General features: G+C 70.0%; 13 protein-coding genes and 2 pseudogenes. 6 read left to right on the top strand and 9 right to left on the bottom strand.

Going from position 1 to position 15254, the window contains the following annotated elements; translation table 11 throughout:
• Positions 1 to 32: 32 nt before the first annotated feature.
• Positions 33 to 1484 (bottom strand): amidase, encoded by a 1452-nt coding sequence (locus ACQEVM_RS36245; protein ID WP_433086569.1) that lies wholly within the window; start codon positions 1482 to 1484, stop codon positions 33 to 35.
• A gap of 128 nt (positions 1485 to 1612) precedes the next feature.
• Between ACQEVM_RS36245 and ACQEVM_RS36250 the strand changes: the two genes are divergently transcribed.
• The gene (locus tag ACQEVM_RS36250) at positions 1613 to 2257 is read left to right on the top strand and encodes a TetR/AcrR family transcriptional regulator (RefSeq protein ID WP_433086571.1); all 645 of its coding nucleotides are present in this window, start codon (positions 1613 to 1615) and stop codon (positions 2255 to 2257) included.
• A gap of 465 nt (positions 2258 to 2722) precedes the next feature.
• On the opposite strand, the gene ACQEVM_RS36255 is transcribed toward ACQEVM_RS36250, so the two are convergent.
• Positions 2723 to 3370 carry a fasciclin domain-containing protein gene (locus tag ACQEVM_RS36255; RefSeq protein ID WP_433086573.1) on the bottom strand — a complete coding sequence of 216 codons (648 nt, stop codon included), beginning with the start codon at positions 3368 to 3370 and terminating at the stop codon, positions 2723 to 2725.
• Positions 3371 to 3915: 545 nt separating this feature from the next.
• Between ACQEVM_RS36255 and ACQEVM_RS36260 the strand changes: the two genes are divergently transcribed.
• Together ACQEVM_RS36260 and ACQEVM_RS36265 are read left to right on the top strand one after the other, a co-directional pair.
• Entirely contained in the window at positions 3916 to 4563 is a 648-nt protein-coding gene (locus tag ACQEVM_RS36260; RefSeq protein WP_433086575.1) for a hypothetical protein, read from the top strand.
• 310 nt (positions 4564 to 4873) lie between these two features.
• Positions 4874 to 5644 carry a 2OG-Fe dioxygenase family protein gene (locus ACQEVM_RS36265; protein ID WP_433086577.1) on the top strand — a complete coding sequence of 257 codons (771 nt, stop codon included), beginning with the start codon at positions 4874 to 4876 and terminating at the stop codon, positions 5642 to 5644.
• A gap of 457 nt (positions 5645 to 6101) precedes the next feature.
• Here the strand turns inward: ACQEVM_RS36265 and ACQEVM_RS36270 are convergent, their stop codons facing one another.
• Positions 6102 to 6722 (bottom strand): hypothetical protein, encoded by a 621-nt coding sequence (locus ACQEVM_RS36270; RefSeq protein WP_433086579.1) that lies wholly within the window; start codon positions 6720 to 6722, stop codon positions 6102 to 6104.
• 178 nt (positions 6723 to 6900) lie between these two features.
• A pseudogene (locus tag ACQEVM_RS36275) lies at positions 6901 to 7662 on the bottom strand (IS5 family transposase); the annotation flags it as partial.
• 277 nt (positions 7663 to 7939) lie between these two features.
• On the opposite strand from ACQEVM_RS36275, the gene ACQEVM_RS36280 reads away from it, so the two are divergent.
• Positions 7940 to 8353, top strand: coding sequence for a hypothetical protein (locus ACQEVM_RS36280; RefSeq protein ID WP_433086581.1), 414 nt, complete (start codon positions 7940 to 7942; stop codon positions 8351 to 8353).
• Between the two features lie 257 nt (positions 8354 to 8610).
• Here the strand turns inward: ACQEVM_RS36280 and ACQEVM_RS36285 are convergent, their stop codons facing one another.
• The 4 genes from ACQEVM_RS36285 to ACQEVM_RS36300 form a co-directional block, all read right to left on the bottom strand.
• On the bottom strand, positions 8611 to 8826 hold the full coding sequence (locus ACQEVM_RS36285) for a three-helix bundle dimerization domain-containing protein (protein WP_433086583.1): 216 nt from the start codon (positions 8824 to 8826) through the stop codon (positions 8611 to 8613).
• Positions 8827 to 9175: 349 nt separating this feature from the next.
• Entirely contained in the window at positions 9176 to 10693 is a 1518-nt protein-coding gene (locus ACQEVM_RS36290; protein WP_433086585.1) for an amidohydrolase family protein, read from the bottom strand.
• Positions 10694 to 11076: 383 nt separating this feature from the next.
• Entirely contained in the window at positions 11077 to 11619 is a 543-nt protein-coding gene (locus ACQEVM_RS36295) for a hypothetical protein (RefSeq protein ID WP_433086587.1), read from the bottom strand.
• Positions 11620 to 11689: 70 nt separating this feature from the next.
• Positions 11690 to 12067: a GNAT family N-acetyltransferase gene (locus ACQEVM_RS36300; protein ID WP_433086974.1), complete on the bottom strand. Its 378-nt coding sequence runs from the start codon at positions 12065 to 12067 to the stop codon at positions 11690 to 11692.
• A 74-nt stretch (positions 12068 to 12141) separates the two neighbouring features.
• Here ACQEVM_RS36300 and ACQEVM_RS36305 point away from each other — a divergent pair, with 74 nt between their 5' ends.
• On the top strand, positions 12142 to 12693 hold the full coding sequence (locus ACQEVM_RS36305) for a GNAT family N-acetyltransferase (protein WP_433086589.1): 552 nt from the start codon (positions 12142 to 12144) through the stop codon (positions 12691 to 12693).
• 308 nt (positions 12694 to 13001) lie between these two features.
• Here ACQEVM_RS36305 and ACQEVM_RS36310 read toward each other — a convergent pair whose 3' ends face one another.
• A complete protein-coding gene (locus tag ACQEVM_RS36310) occupies positions 13002 to 13805 on the bottom strand; it encodes a maleylpyruvate isomerase N-terminal domain-containing protein (RefSeq protein ID WP_433086591.1) in 804 nt (267 codons plus the stop codon).
• A 575-nt stretch (positions 13806 to 14380) separates the two neighbouring features.
• Here ACQEVM_RS36310 and ACQEVM_RS36315 point away from each other — a divergent pair.
• A pseudogene (locus tag ACQEVM_RS36315) lies at positions 14381 to 15210 on the top strand (IS5 family transposase).
• The last annotated feature ends 44 nt before the right edge of the window (positions 15211 to 15254 follow it).

Below are 15254 nucleotides of genomic sequence, written 5' to 3' on the forward strand. Positions count from 1 at the left end.
CGCCGGGGCGAGGAGGGCCGGGGGGTGAGCGCTCAGGCGGACCGGACGGAGCCCGCCCACACCGTCGGCGTCCGGTCGGCCCAAGGGGCTGCCTGCTCCAACTGCCCGGCGAGACGGAACAGGACGTCCTCCCGCCCGTGACCGGCGGCGAACTGGATGCCTATGGGCATGCCGGTGGCCGGGTCGGACGCGAGGGGCATCGACATGGCGGGTGTGCCGGCGACGTTGAAGGCCGCCGTGAACGGCGACCTGTAGAACAAGTGCTCCAGCCAGCCCAGCCCGTCAGCCCCCTCCGCACCCTGGTGATAGGTGCCCACCTGGACCGGCAGTTCGGGAAGGGTGGGCGTCAGCAGCACTTCGTGACGGCTGAAGTGGGCGCCGAGCGACCGGGCGACCCGGTTGCGCACATCGAGGGCGTGCACGAATTCCGAGCCGCTGACCCGGCGCCCCCACGCGTAGCTCGCCAGCATCTCGGGTTCGACGGTGCTCTCGTCCACGGGACGACCGAACGTCCTGGCGAAGCCGTCGATCCAGGTCACCAGGTTCGCCGACCACAGGCGTGCGTTGGCGAGGACGAACTCCTCCCAGCTCACACCGAGGTCCACGGAGGTGACGTCGACCTGGTGGCCGAGCGACTCGAGCAGGCGAGCGGTTGACAAGACGGCGTCGTGTATCGCCGGCTCCACGGCGCGCCCGTTCCAGGGGGTGGTCACGAGGCCGATGCGCAGCCTTCCGGGGGAGCGGGTGACTTCTTCGGCGTACGGGCGGGTCGGGCGCTCCGCGACATAGGGGTCGCCCGACTCGGGGCCCTGGATCAGGTCCAGCAGTGTCGCGCTGTCGCGCACGGTCCGGCTGAGCGCGCCGTGGACCGCCAAGCCGTTGAAGACCTCGTCGGCGTCCGGCCCCATGGAGACCCGGCCTCGGGTGGGCTTGAGCCCGAACAGCCCCGTGCCGGCGGCGGGCACGCGGATCGAGCCGGCCGCGTCGGTCGCGTGGGCGATGGGGGTGATGCCGGCCGCGACGGCTGCGGCCGACCCGCCACTGGAACCGCCGGCCGTTCGGGCGAGGTCCCAGGGGTTGCGGGTCGCTCCGTGGAGGACCGGCTCCGTGGTGGTGCTGTAGGCGAACTCCGGTGAGGCCGTGCGCCCCAGTGTCACGAGGCCGGCGCTCCGGAACCGCCGCATGAGGAAGGAGTCCGCCGCTGCCACATTGCCCACGGCGAGGCGGCTGCCCAGCTCGACCCGCTTGCCCTTCATGGACACGGCCAGGTCCTTGATGAGGAAGGGCACGCCCGCGAGCGGTGTGCTGCCGGGGGTGGGGGCGTCCTCGGCGGGCCAACTCTCCACGACGGCGTTGATGTCAGGGTTCACGGCAGCCATCGCATCCTGGGCGGCGGCCGTGACCTCTGCGACGGTCACTTCTCCTCGTGCGAGAAGTCCGGCCAGTCCCACGGCGTCGTACCGGGTGTATTCGTGCAGCTTCACAGTGCCTTGCCTTGCCTCGCGCCGGACGATTGAGCCCCGACGATACCGATCGGTATCGGCTGGGGGTGATCGGTAACGTAGCATGAGGTCAAGCGAGGCCGGCCAACACGAGTGGAGCGAGACGGAACATGACGAGCAGCCCCTCACGGCCCGGCCGGGACAGCAGCCCCTCACGGCCCGGCCGGGACACGCGGGTGCCCCGTCTGCCGCCGCGTGAGCGCATCCTCGACGCGGCAGAGGAGCTCTTCCTGCGAGACGGCGTGAAAGCCGTCGGCGTCCAGGCCATCGCCGATCAGGCCAAGACCACGAAGATGGCCCTGTACCGGCACTTCGCCACCAAGGACGCGCTGATCGAGGAGTGGCTGAGGATCGTCGCGGCAGGGTACGCGTCCGCCTTCGACACGGTGGAAGCGGAGCACCCGGACGACGGCCGCGCGCAAGTTCTCGGCGTCACCCGATTCATCGCCGAGGGACTGCCGGACATCGCGCGGCGAGGCTGCCCCTTCGTCAACTCCGTCGCAGGGCTGCCCGACCCCGAGCACCCGGCCCGTCGGCTGATCGAGAGGCACAAAGCCACTCAGCGCCGTCGCCTCACGGCCATGTGCGACAAGGCCGGCGCGACAGTGCCCGGTGACACCTCCGCGGAGATCACCTTCCTCCTGGAAGGTGCGCAGATCAGCATGCAGAACGGCAGCGTCGACCGGGTGGGCGACCGCCTTCAGGCCGCAGTCACGGCAACACTGGACCGAGCCACCGGCGCACCGGACCACTGACCCGGTGTCACCGGAGCGGGCGCCCTCCTGAGGAGCGGGGGAATCGGGCGACTTCGCCCGCGTCCCGCGTACCCGCGAGCCGAGCGGCCAGGGCGGCCGAGTGCCCCGCTCCCAGGCCCCGGGCGGATCGCCTCCGGCGCACTTCGCCCCGACCGGAACGAGCGCGGCCTTCCGCGTGGCTGCACCGTCGGCCGCCACACCGTCGGCCGCCACTTCGCGCCGCCGCGCCCCAACCGGCCCACCAGCACCGGGAGCCTGTTCGCCGACAACGACAACGACAACGACAACGACATCGTGCCGTACGACCGGGCACGGGTCCCCGGCGAGTCGCGCCACCTCGCGGCCGACCCGGCCAACAGCGATCCGGTCACCCGCTCCGACACGCTCCTGGGGGACCTCATCGACTCGGAGATCGGACCGCGGCGAGTCGGCTGCCGCGGCAGGCTGGGGTGGGCCCCGGGTCGGTCACTTGGGCATGAGCACGGTGTCGACGATGTAGACGTTGGCGTTGGCGGTCTTGACGTTGCCGCAGACCACGTTGGAGACGTCGTTGACCATGTAGGACTCGCCGGAACCCATGGTGTTCACCTTGCCCTTCTGCAGGGTGTCGAAGGAGCCGCTCTCCAACTGCTTGGGCGCGAGCTTCTGGCCCACGACGTGGTAGGTGAGGATCTTGGTGAGCATGGCCTTGTCGGCGAGGACCTTGTCCAGGTCGGCCTTCGGGATCTTCGCGAAGGCGTCGTTGGTGGGCGCGAAGACGGTGATGTCCTTCGCGTTGTTGAGGGTGTCGACCAGTTCGGCCTGCTTGACGGCCGCGACCAGCGTGGACAGGGCGGGGTTGTTGGAGGCGGCGGTGGCGACCGGGTCCTTGGCCATCCCGTCGAAGGAGCCGGCGCCGTCGGCCGGGACGCCCGCACAGGCCGGTCCGAACGGCTTGTCCATGGCCACCGACGATTCGCCCGAGGCGTCCTGGGACTGCTTCGGCTTCCCGTTGTCGGCGCTCGTCCCCGTGTCGGTGTTCTTGCCACTGTCCGAGCAGGCGGCGAGCGCGAAGGGCAGGACGGCCGCAGCGGCCACGGCGACGGCGGTGCGACGGAAACGGAGGGCATGCATTGAAGGCTCCATGCGAAGGGTCGGGGCTATCGGACGGTGTGGGGCTCCGCGCCCCCTTGGTTGCCCCGGGTGGCGAGGTGCTCACACCACGCCATTCGGAGCGGCCCGTCCGACGGATGGCAGCCTCACCCGATCCAGTGAACAACCCGGTCTCGGACACCGCCGCCCCGCGACGTGACCGGCGCAAGGACGAGAGGCGTGCTCTCCGGACGGGACGGGACGGGACGGGACGGGACGGGACGGGGCAGGAAGGGACGGGACGGGGTAGGGCTGGGCGGCCGCTGCATCGGCCGGCAGCATGGCCGGCCACCACGTGGTGGGACCAAGATCGAGGACGAGGGCCGGGACGAGGGCCGGGACGAGGAACCGACGGACCAGGGGGGAAGACGGTGGGCATGAGCGTGCGACCCGAGGCTGATGTCGGTCGATCTCCGGGCTGAGGCGAACCCTGACGAGTTACGGATCAGGGCGGATGGCCCGGCCGGGGTGGGACGCAAGGATGGGGCGACCCCATCAACGGGGCCCCCAACCCTCAGGAGTGCCTGATGACTTCAATGCCCCGCCCCAGGAAGATGGTCCTCCCTGCCCTGCTCGCCGCCCTCGCCGTCGGCTTACCTCTGAGTGCCGCCCCCGTCGCCTCCGCCGAGCAGCGTGCGGACAAGACCGCGTACGCGAGCGTCACCGGGAGCGCGACGTTCATGCTTCCCTACTACCCGGACGACGACGTCCGCTCCTTCAGCTTCGACGCGCACGCGGTTCCGTACAGCCGCCCGTTGCCCGAGATCCCCACGGGACTTCCGACCGATGCCCGGGGCACGGTCACGATCTCCCACCACTCCGCCGAGCGGAACATCACCTACACCTCCGAGGGCCGCGTGGACTGCCTGGTCACCGGCCCCCACACGGCGACGCTGACAGCGATCATCACCAGAGTGAGCCCGTCCGGCCCGGACGGCCCGGACAACGTCGGCGAGCGAGTCGGGCTCAGCGTCTACGACGGCGGCAAGGACAAAGGACGCTCCGACGACCGTGTGGGATTCTCCTGGAACGGCGTGAACCTGCTGCCGAGCGGCGACGCCGCTCCCGCGGAGGCGCCGGTCGGCACCTGCATGGCTCCCGCCGCGTACGCCCCGGTGACCAAGGGCGGCTACACGGTCAGGCACGCCGAACTGCCTCCCCGGCCGAAGCGCTGACCGACGCACAGCCTCGGATCACCTGGCTGACCGGATGAAAGGTTCCGGCACCCCTCTCGGGGGAGCCGTCGCCGAGTGTCGCCCCGGTGATCGATTGCGGGGGATCGGGGCGTGCGGCGGTGCGCGCCTGCCGTCTCCGACAGTCGTGCCTGCACGCTCCAGGAGGCGCCGGTCAGTGTGCGGCCGGCCGCGTAAGGTCGGCATGGGCCGCGGGCGCCATGCTCCTGGTGGTGACTTGTTGGAGGAACACGTGGAAGAGGCCGAACTCCAGCGACGGTCGCATGCCGGTGCGCGAGGCCCGGGTGCGGGCATGGACGGTCTGCGCGAGCGCGGATTCGCCCGCTACGGCGCCGAGCAACTCGGCATCACCCCGGCCGGATCCGCCGCGAGGGACCTGGCGGGGATCCGGGAGGTCTTCGCGGAGCTGCCACCCGACCCGTACGCTCCGGGGACGAATCGGTTCCGCCGGTACTCAGTTGCCGTGTACCTGCCGTGGAAGGACGAACTGTCCTGGATTCCCGGAACCCCCGACCCCGTGCACGGCATGGTGACCGACTTCTCCCAGGGCGAAGCGGATCCCGAGTACCCGCGGAAGCGGCGCGTGCTGCCCGAGATTCCCGAGGCACTGCGCGGCAACGCTCTGCTGCTGAGACTCCTGCGCCGGGACGTGGAAGAGGTCGTGTCCCTGAAGGATCTGGGGGGACGGCCGTTGTGGGCCGGTGTCCACCTGATCAAGCTCGGCGTCGAACACCCCGGCCAGGACGCCGTTTCTTCCCCGAACTGCCTGCACCAGGACGGAGGCTCGTCCAGCACGTTCACCTTCGCCCACCTGATCAGCCGTACCAACGTCAGCGGAGGGCAGAACGTCATCGCCACACCGGACAGCGCGGGCCTCCAGCCCGACGACCCGTGGGCGGACCTCCATGCCCGCTTCACCCTCACCGACCCACTCGACGGGTACGCCGTCCACGACCACAGAGTCAGCCACTACGTCGGGCCGGTCCGCGTCGGCCCCGCGCCGGGACCGGGCGAACGATCCGTCATCATCGTCGGCATCGCCCCGTACGTCCCCCAGCTGTGACACGGACACGGACACGGACACGAACGCGGACACGAAGACCGGTACCGCCCCTAGGCCGTGTTTTTGAAAATGGCGCACGATGGGGTCGACCGCGTTCCGATCGAAAGAAGCGTCGTGGTTGACCCCGTGCTGAAGCACTCCTTGCGCCATCTCCGCTCTGTGAAGTCGCATCCGCCGCCCACGGCGGACTCCGTCGAGTTTGCTGACTGGAGGGAGGAAGTCGCCGGCGCCTTGGAAGCGTTGGCCTGCGTGCTGGTCTTCGAGGCTGATCGCGCCAGGGCCAGAGCGGAGGCAGCCGCTGCGCGGGGGCAATCCGCAGAGATTCGACGCCGGTGCGGGTTCGGGGCTACTCGGGTGTGAGTAGTTGGCGTACAAGAAATCCCGGTGAGAACGATCATGGTCCGGTCGCCGGCTCAGGGAGCCGACTCCCACGCTTCGCGTAGCTGCGGCAGCGGGGTCAGGCCTGCGTCTGCCGGGCGGGAAGGGCATGCGACAAGAGGAACTCGGTCGCCCCGGCGATGGCCTCGGCGGAGGAGGCGTGGACGGCCTCGGATTCCTTCTCCTGCTGGTCCGCCGCGGTGGCGGTGAACCACCAGGCGTCGGCATCCGAGTCATGGTGGATGACGGCGGCGCCGCCCGCGTACTGAAGCGAGACGGACTCGCCAGCAGCCTTCTTAGCCACTGCGTGCGGCCACTTGAGGCGGGCCGACTGGCGCTTGATGCCGCCCCAGGCCGCGCCCAGCTGCGCGTAGTTGGCTCCGCTGCGGCCGGCGACGGTGGCGGCGCTCTCGGCCAGTCGGTCGACGGACAGTTTGGCTTCGTACAGCGCCCTCAGCATGGCCAGCTGCACATCGGGAGCGGCCATGAGCGCGGTATCGAAGGGCTTGTCGGCGGCGCGATAGGCGAGAGCACGGGTCGAGATCCCCTCGGCCAGCACCCGGACCGCTTCCAGCACCTTGTCATCCATGGCGAACGAGTCGCCCTCGGTGGGCTCGCACCAGGCGGGCTCCACCAGAGTCATCACGGTGGTCCAGAAGTTGTCGTCGTTCCTGTCAGGGGTCGGGATCACATCATTCATGCGACAAGGATACCTGTCGCTATCTTGAGTGACAAGGAAAACTGTCGATGGTGGTTGCGGAGCGCTCGGGTGGGATGCCCTGGCGACCGGCCGGCCCGCCCCGGCACGAACCTCAGCGAGCCCACAGAGCGGCGCGCTAGCCGGCCATGATCGTTCTCGCCGGGATTTCCTGCACGCGAACTACATGCCGGGCCTTGTAGTCCTCGCGGTCGAAGGCCGGAGGCCGCCCACCGGCCTTCCCGCGTCGCTTGAGGTTCCTGACCTGGTCGGCCGGCTCTGGGATCGTGCACCGGATCCCGCGCTCTCGCAGAGAGGCCCGGTCGGCGCGAGACGAGTACGCCTTGTCGCCCCTCACCCGCAGTGGACGGACACGGGGACGCCCTGCCCGACGCGAGGGACCCGGATGCCTTCCAGGACGGACGTGAACTGCGGGCTGTCGCCGCGCTGCCCGGCGGTGACCACAAGGGGAAGCGGCCGATGTCCCTGCTCGCAGGCCAGATGGATCTTGGTCGTGAAGCCTCCCCGGGACCGACCCAGGCCGTGGTCGTCGGGCTCGATGCCCGTCCCGCCCGGCGGTTCCTTCTGGTCCTGGCCGTTACGGCGGGCGCCCGCGGCATGTTGATGAGCCCGGCAGACCGTGGAGTGTGGAGTCGACGTTCGCTTCCCATGTGATGAGCCCGGCCACGTCCGCCCGGGTCTGCAGCCTGGTCAGAAGCACCGGCCAGATGCCGTCCCGCTGCCGGCGACGGAAGAGTCCGTAGGCCGTCTGCCTGGGCCCGTACTCCCGCGGGAGATCCCGCCACGGAGCACTGGTCCGCACTCGCCACCGGATCCCGTCGATCAGTTTGCGCCGACCCAACGACGGCCTGCCCCGCATCGCCACCGGCAGCAACGGCTCCAGCACGGCCCACTGCTCATCGGAAAGATCCCCTCGCCCCACTCATAGATCATCACGATGCGAGACGAGGAGCGGAACCCACTTCCAAAACACGGCCTAACCCGCCGACACCCGCGAGAGAACGGCGTGCCGCGAGCCACCGCAACGCGGAGACCTTTCACGGAACTCCTCGAACACAGGTTGAACTTCTCGCGGGAGGGCAGCCGTATGCGGCGGGCCTGAATCGGATGATCGGAACACGGTGCGCGGGGTTCGCCCCGCAGAGTCCGTGACAGGTTCGCGCAGGTTCCGTGACGCTCGACTGCGAAGGAGTGTGGCTGTGTCCGACAAAAGCGTGGCGACGCTGGCTCTGCACTACCGCGACGAGGCACCCGTGCTCGTGGCGTTGGGCGGGACCTCGATTCCGGCCCGGCTCAACGTCGTCGATCCCTCGGGGCGGGTCGTGGCCGTGTACGAAGTCGGTGCGCCCACCGAATCCGGCACCACGTCCCCCGACACGGAAGGCGCTTTCGGCGCCGACGACGTGATCGAGGTGTCCGGAGGTGCCGACATCGACTTCATCGCGCTGGAGCGTGATGCCGACGGAGGCTACTTCGTCAGAGCCTCGGTCGGCGGTCGCGAGCAGGTGTTCGCGGCCACGGTGAACACCGCCACCGGAAAGGTCCTCTACGACGCCGGCGGAACACCGGCGGTCCGGGCCACACCGGCGAGCGGGGTGGTCACCATCCTGTGAGGCCGTGGTCGTACGATCCCCCCCCGGGCGGATACGGGGTCACTCACCGGTGAGACAACGGTAGGGGCGTCCCGGCGGTGGGTGTCCGGACAGGACGCCAACGCCGGGACGCCGTCGCGCGGGAAGCGGGGGTCCACCGGCGACGGCCATCCTGTAACGCGAGCCCGCCCCTCGGGTCACGAACCCGGGCATGCCCTGTGGGCGAGTACCGCAGCGGGCGCGGACCCGTGCGTCGCCCGGGCCGGGAAGAGCGCCGATCAGAGACGGCTCCGGGAATCCCCGGCGTCGTGGAGCAGGTCGCCTGCCCTGCGTTCCAGCAGGACCGGCAGATAGGTACGCACCCGCGCGTACCGGAACTCGTCGTAGGCCGTCTGCACGGCATCGCGGACGTCTCCGGCGTCGAGATCGATCCGAGCCTTCAGAATGCGCTCGGCGACGTGCTGGATGATGAGGGCGTCCTCGGTTTCCATCATGCGCACCTTCTATCCCGGATCCCTGCCTCCGACAGCCCACTGGTGCAGAATGGCTTGTTCGTCGGACCCCCGCCCAGTGCGTCCAGGCGGACGACGAGGTCCGTGCTCAAGCAGGTCCTACTTCATTCGCCTCCGCCCTCGCCTGGCGTCGTACGGATTCCTCATCCAACTCGGCGAACCGGTCCACGACTCCGACGCGAGGCAACCGGGCCGTCCTGCCACCTGATGGACCACCGCCACGGGAACGTGAGCCGACTGTTCGGCCTCACGGGAGAGGAACGCGTTCCCGGAGAAGCGCGAACCCGGCTCGACCGAACATCCGTGGCCGAGGCGGCAGGCCGCCCGTATGTCACCGGGCGTGCTCGTAGTAGTCCGGCAGCTCCTTCAGGTAGGCCGGGAGGTTGGGGTTGGCCAGAAGCCGGGTCATCCAGCCCGGGTCCTCGGAGGTGGTCAGGGGGCTGAGGGGGGTTTCCTCGAAGGGCAGGCCCAGGCGGCAGTGCAGAACGCGCTCGATGTCCGCCGTCGTCAGCTCGCCCGGAGGGGTGCCACCCGGGCAGTGGGCCAGCTCGGACCGGATACGCCGTACGGAGTCCGGTTTCGGCCGTACGCGCTCCAGCAGGAACCCCGGATCCATCGCCAGGGCGCGCCGCAGCCGGTCCTCGGTCGTGGCCAGGGGCATCGGCGGCAGGTCGGTACCCGGGCAGTCGACGGCACTCACCTTGACGCGGCCGCCGGGGAAGCGGGCAGTCGTTTCGGTGTCCCGCGAGGGCCGGGCCCGCGCCATGAGCGGCTCGTCCCCGTAGCGCATGTCGCCGTCCACGGAGACCAGCCGGACGTTCTCCTCGGTGGCCTCGATCAGGTTGCGGTACGGATCGGCGTTCCGGTGGTCCAGTACCACGAGGTCGGGTACGTAGCCCGGCGCGAGCCGGCCCGCACGACGGTCCCAGCCCAGCGCCCGGGCCGGGTTGCGGGTCACCATCTCCGCCAGCTCCCGGTCCGTGAACAGCCCCTTCAGCCGGCGCTTGTTGACCAGGTCCGCGACCTTCAGCTCGCCAAGGACCGACTTGCTGCCCGAAGGCGCCCAGTCGGAGCCCAGACTGATGCCGAGTCCGGCGGCCTTCGCGGTGGCGACATCGGCGGTGCTGCCGTAGAGGAGGAGGTTCGACAGCGGCGACCAGACCAGTTGCGCGTCGCGTGCCGCCATGTCCTTCAGCTGGTCCGCGGCGAGCCCGACGCCGTGCACCGCGATCAGCCGCGGCCCCACCAGACCGCTGCGCTCGACGGCCCCGTACTCGTCCGCCATGCGCTGCCCGACCCCCTCCGCCAGGTGCAGGACCAGCACGCCGTCATGCTCCGCCCGCGACAGGTCCGCCCATTCGCGGGCGTCGCGCCCCAGATCCACCCGGCTCGCGACGCCGTGCGGGCCGACGTCCGCCGTCTCGACGTTGCGGACCAGACACCCGCGCGCGCTGCTCGGCAGCCCCTCGTCCGCACCCTGCAGCGACGTCGTGCCCCCGGCCAACGCCTTGTACTCGCCGTACCGGCCCAACTCCGTCCCCAGGTCGTAGTAGTCGGGGCTGGAGACGACGAACCCGGTGTAGGTGATGCGCCGGTTGTACTCGTCGTCGTAGAAGCGCCACTCGTAGCGGTCCTTGTACGCCTTGCGCACCGGCATGAGGGGGTACGCGGCGTGCTCGGGGTGGTTGTGCAGGTCGATCATCCCGGGGTAGATGACCCCGCCGCTCTCCACGACCCGCGCCGACCGCGCGCCCGGCGGCAGTCGTCCGCCCGCCCTGACGACGGCTTCGATGCGGCCGGACCTGATCCAGAGCGCGGCGTCCGGCCAGACGTCCCCCGCGTCGTTCATCGTGACCACCGTACCCCTGAGCAGCACACCTGGATCCGCAGCGGTAGGCGGGGACGAGGCGGGGCCGAGTGCGAGCACGGCACTCACGGCCAGTGCGGCGAGCAGGGGCACCGCATTGCTCGTACGCCTCACGTCGTCTCCGCGTCCGTCGGGGGATGGTACGGATCATGGGCCACCTGCACCCGGCATCGGGTCTGCCGACCCCGCCCACTGAGCAATCCCCCACGGGCGGTTGTCGCATGCCTTCTCCTGCCACCGGTCTTGGCTGGCTGCCCGACGCGCCGGGCGACCGGACGCGGTGGGCAGCCCGACGCGGTGGGCGGATGCCCCGGCGTCGTCGTAGGTGCCGCCGAGGAGCGTGACCGCGGTGACGCGTTGACGCTTCAGCGCATGGGGACGGTGATCTCGGGGAGCGGTACGTCGGACAGGTTGAGCTGCAGCCCGGTCATGGTCAGGTCGGTCTGCGAGTCGCCCGGCGTGGTGGACGATGCCGGGGTCCTCCCGCGCGTGTGCACCAGCAGGTACCAGCCCCCGCGCTTGTAGCTGCGGGCGTCGGCGCTTTCGTCGTTCCGGTTCAGCACCCAGCCCTGGCGCTCCAAGTCCCCACAGATGGCTCCCACTTTGGACTGTACGGAGGCCTTCTCCAGGACGCCCGTCCAGCCCGTCCTGTTCAGACCGGATCCGGCCGGGGCCGCGTCGCCCTCCTCCGGGTCCAAGCCCGCCGAGCGAACCGCCGTACGGATCACTTCGTCCACCTCGTCGCGGGTGAGGGTGGGCGACGTGAATTCAGGCTCCGGCGCGGGCGCCGACGCGGATCCGGACGGCTTGGACGCGGGCGCGCCCAGGTGCACGTGCCCGTCGTCGTCGATCTGTACCTGGTCCGGCAGGACCACCGCGGCCAGACTCACGATCAGAGCCGCGGCCATTGCGATCCACACCCTCTTCAAGAACGCGTTCAACGTGAAACTCCCCCCGAGTGATCATTCGGGGGGAGTCTCACACATCCCGTTCGATGCCTGCCTGCCTGCCGGCCAAGTGTCGACGTCGAAGGGGCGCTGCGCAATCGCGGCCCGGCTCGCCGCCGCCTTCGACGGTGAAGCCGAGTCTCTCGGCGACGGCGCGCGAGCCGGTGTTCCCGGTCATGGCCCACCACTCGATGCGGTGGACGCCGAGGATGGCCCAGCCCCAGTCACACAGGCTCCGAGCGGCCTCCACCGAGTACCCGCGTCCGCGCTGTTCCTTGACCGCCCAGTAACCGAGCTCCCGGACGCCGAGGCTGACGAGGGTCAGGCAGTACGAGCCGACCAGGGCGCCGGTGTCCTTGCGGAACGCGCCGAAGGTGTAGTCCCTGTCCTCGGCCCACCGGGCGGGCAGCCTCCGGAGCGGGTCGGCCGTATCCCGTCGACTTCAAGATCATCTTTGGGCACGTCGAGATCTATGATCTGTCCATGATCGAAGGAAAGTTGGTCAGGCTTCGCGCACTGCGCGCAGAGGATGCGGTGCACCACGTTCGGTGGCGCAACGATCCGGAGGTGGTCCACTGGGCCGCCGGCGGCAACCCGTGCTTCGGTCCCGTCACGGCGGAGGCCGTTCGGTCCGGCTTCGAGACGATGCTGCGGCTGAACCCGAACGAGTCGGCCGTCTTCACCGTGGAGGATCTGGCCGACGACACGGTGATCGGCATGGTGGACTACCGCGATCTGGACCCCCTCGCCGGGTCGGCCACGGTCGGGATCACCATCGGCGAGCGGGACCGCTGGGGCCGCGGCCACGGCTCCGACGCGCTGCGGCTGCTGGTCGACCACCTGTTCGGGGCCTTCCGGCTGCACAGGATCGAGCTCGACACCTGGAGCGGAAACGAGCGGGCCGTCCGCACCTTCATCAAGGCGGGCTTCCGCGAGGAGGGCCGGCGCCGGTCCGCGGTGATGGTCGCGGGCAAGCGCCACGACACCGTCCTGTTCGGAATGCTGCGCGAGGAATGGTCGGACACCACGCGCTGAACTGGCGATCCGCCCCGCGCGGTCGAACACCCGCGAAGCGCCGACCGGTTGTCGGGCGTGGTGATCACGACCGGCTCGGCTTCGCTCCGGATGTGCACGGGCCGCCACATCAGTGTCATGGGGGACCCGCTGAACTGACGGCGTCAGGTGCCGACCGGGCGCACGGATCAGCTTGTGGGCCGCCGCCTTGGTCGGCCGCTTCGCAGCCGTGACGGACTGCCCCCCTGCGGCCCCGAGGCCACCACGGCGTGGCCGTGGCCGTTGGCGGTGCACGCCCCGGGGCGTACGGGGTGGCGCATCGTCACGTCCTACTCACTCGGGTCCCAGGAGCTGAGCTGCTCGAAGATACGCCGGTCGCCGTCGAGCTTCAGGGACTCGATCGGGATGCGGTCGTACAGGATGAAGACCAGCTCGCCGGCCGTGCCCCGAGCGGAGAGGAAGGCGGTGGTCGCGTCCGGGTCCTGGCCGGCAGCGCCGGCCGGATCGGTGCCCGGATCGGGGAGGCGGGCGCTCCGTGCGCCGTCGGCGGAGAGCGAGAGGCGCCAGGAGCGGCCCTCGGAGGCGTGGAAGTCGATGACAGCGGGCTCGTGCGGCCAGGCACTTGTCGTGGTGACGCAGGTGGACAGGAACTCGTCGACACCGTCGAGCGCCACCTCGACCGGCAGCGGCTGCGGGGCACCCACGGTGATCTGGGCGTCGTACGTGTGCACCGCCAACTGCTGGAGCTGGTGCCGAGCCACGGCACCGGAGGTGTGCGGCGACTGCAACGTCTCCCACCACGCCCAGCAACCGCGATCCGGGCCGGCCTCCCGCAATGCGTCCAGCAGTTGCTCCGTGGACTCCGCCAACCAGGCCAGCAGGGCCTCGCGCTCCCGAGGCGCAGCCGGCGCGCCCTCCGCTACGGACTTGGCCGACGCAGGCCCTGCGGCGACGGTGGCGGCCCAGTCGCGGCGCCCCTCACCGATGTGCTGCGCCAGATCGAACAGCGTCCACTCGGGACAGGTCGGCACCTGTACGTCGAGGCTGGGAGCGGAGGCGACCGCGGCGCGGAAGGCAGTGGACCGTTCGTCGATCAGTCGCAGCAGAACGGGAAACTCAAGTGTCGTTGTCACCCCGCATCTCTATCACCGTGTTCCGACAATCGGGCAGTGATTTTTTCTGTACAGCCGCCCTCACGGGCGGACCGTCACCACCGCGGAGAAGGGATGGAGGACCTCTCCTCCGCCGACCGTGCGTCAGACGCGGTCATTCTCATGACGGTTCATCCGTGAGTGCTCTGCGACAGGCCTCGGAGCGACCGCGTTGCCGCATCGCCGTCCGTCGCCACACTCGCTGTCGACCCGGGCGGCGCCCGGCGGACACCCTCGGCCCTACGGTTCGTGTCGGGTGGTGACGTCGGCGCCCCGAGCGTCGTCGGACCCTTCAGGTTGTCCGGGGCGCAGGGTCGTGTGGCGGAAGGCGTTGAGGCCGGCGGTGTCGGTCGTGGTGTCCGAGGTCGGGTGTCCGGCGGCGAGGGCGTAGAGGGTGCTCTGGGTGGTGCTGTCGAGCCCGAAGCGTTCTTCGACGGCGGTGTCGTCGAAGGCGGCGGTCTGGAAGGGGCCCAGCCCCAGGGCGGTGGCGGCCAGGCTGAAGGTCTGCCCTAGGTCGTGTCTTCAAAAGATCTTGAGTGGTGGATCATGGTTGGGTGATACGTCGCCATGAACTGTCTGATGAGGAGTGGGAGTTCGTCCGGCCGCTGCTGCCTGAGTCCTTGCTCGGGCGGAAGCGGTTGGACGACCGGACCGTGCTGAACGGGATCGTGTGGAAGTTCCGGACGGGCACGGCCTGGCGGGATGTGCCTGAGCGGTATGGCCCGTGGGCCACGCTGCATACCCGGTTTCGCCGGTGGGCTCTGGACGGCACCTTCGAGCGGATGCTCCGGGCCGCGCAGGCCCGGGCGGATGCGGCCGGCGACATCGACTGGCTGGTGTCGGTCGACTCGACCGTCGTGCGAGCCCACCAGCATGCCGCCGGGGCCCGAAAAGGGGGCTCCGCAGTCCCGGCCTCGGACGCTCCCGAGGTGGTCTGACCAGCAAGATTCACCTGGCCTGCGATGCCTACGGTCGTCCGCTCGCCTCCGTGGTCACGGGCGGCAACATCAACGACTGCACCCAGTTCACCACCGTGATGGAGGCGATCCGGGTGCCCCGCATCGGCCCGGGCCGCCCCCGAGTGCGGCCCGTCCACGTGCTGGGCGACAAGGGCTACAGCTCCCGGGCCATCCGCACCTGGCTGCGGCGCCGCGGCATCGGCCACACGATTCCCGAGCGAGCCGACCAGGTCCGCAACCGGCTCCGGCGCGGCAGCCGGGGCGGGCGCCCGCCGACGTTCGACAAACAGCTCTACAAGCGGCGCAACGTCGTAGAACGGTGCTTCAACCGCCTCAAGCAGTGGCGCGGCATCGCGACCCGCTACGACAAGACCGCCGAGTCCTACCAGGCAGCCGTCACCCTCGCCTCGCTCCTGATGTGGGCGTGACATTTGAAGACAACTCCTAGGTCGTGTCTTCAAAAGATCTTGAG

The sequence above is a fragment of the Streptomyces sp. CA-243310 genome (assembly GCF_050936775.1).
Classification (GTDB): Bacteria; Actinomycetota; Actinomycetes; order Streptomycetales; family Streptomycetaceae; genus Streptomyces.

Bases quoted from the DNA above. Each gene is read 5' to 3' on its own strand.
- ACQEVM_RS36250 (WP_433086571.1), top strand. From the start codon at position 1,613: ATGACGAGCAGCCCCTCACGGCCCGGCCGGGACAGCAGCCCCTCACGG.
- ACQEVM_RS36255 (WP_433086573.1), bottom strand. From the start codon at position 3,370: ATGCATGCCCTCCGTTTCCGTCGCACCGCCGTCGCCGTGGCCGCTGCG.
- ACQEVM_RS36260 (WP_433086575.1), top strand. From the start codon at position 3,916: ATGACTTCAATGCCCCGCCCCAGGAAGATGGTCCTCCCTGCCCTGCTC.
- ACQEVM_RS36265 (WP_433086577.1), top strand. From the start codon at position 4,874: ATGGACGGTCTGCGCGAGCGCGGATTCGCCCGCTACGGCGCCGAGCAA.
- ACQEVM_RS36270 (WP_433086579.1), bottom strand. From the start codon at position 6,722: ATGAATGATGTGATCCCGACCCCTGACAGGAACGACGACAACTTCTGG.
- ACQEVM_RS36285 (WP_433086583.1), bottom strand. From the start codon at position 8,826: ATGATGGAAACCGAGGACGCCCTCATCATCCAGCACGTCGCCGAGCGC.
- ACQEVM_RS36290 (WP_433086585.1), bottom strand. From the start codon at position 10,693: ATGAACGACGCGGGGGACGTCTGGCCGGACGCCGCGCTCTGGATCAGG.
- ACQEVM_RS36295 (WP_433086587.1), bottom strand. From the start codon at position 11,619: ATGGCCGCGGCTCTGATCGTGAGTCTGGCCGCGGTGGTCCTGCCGGAC.
- ACQEVM_RS36305 (WP_433086589.1), top strand. From the start codon at position 12,142: ATGATCGAAGGAAAGTTGGTCAGGCTTCGCGCACTGCGCGCAGAGGAT.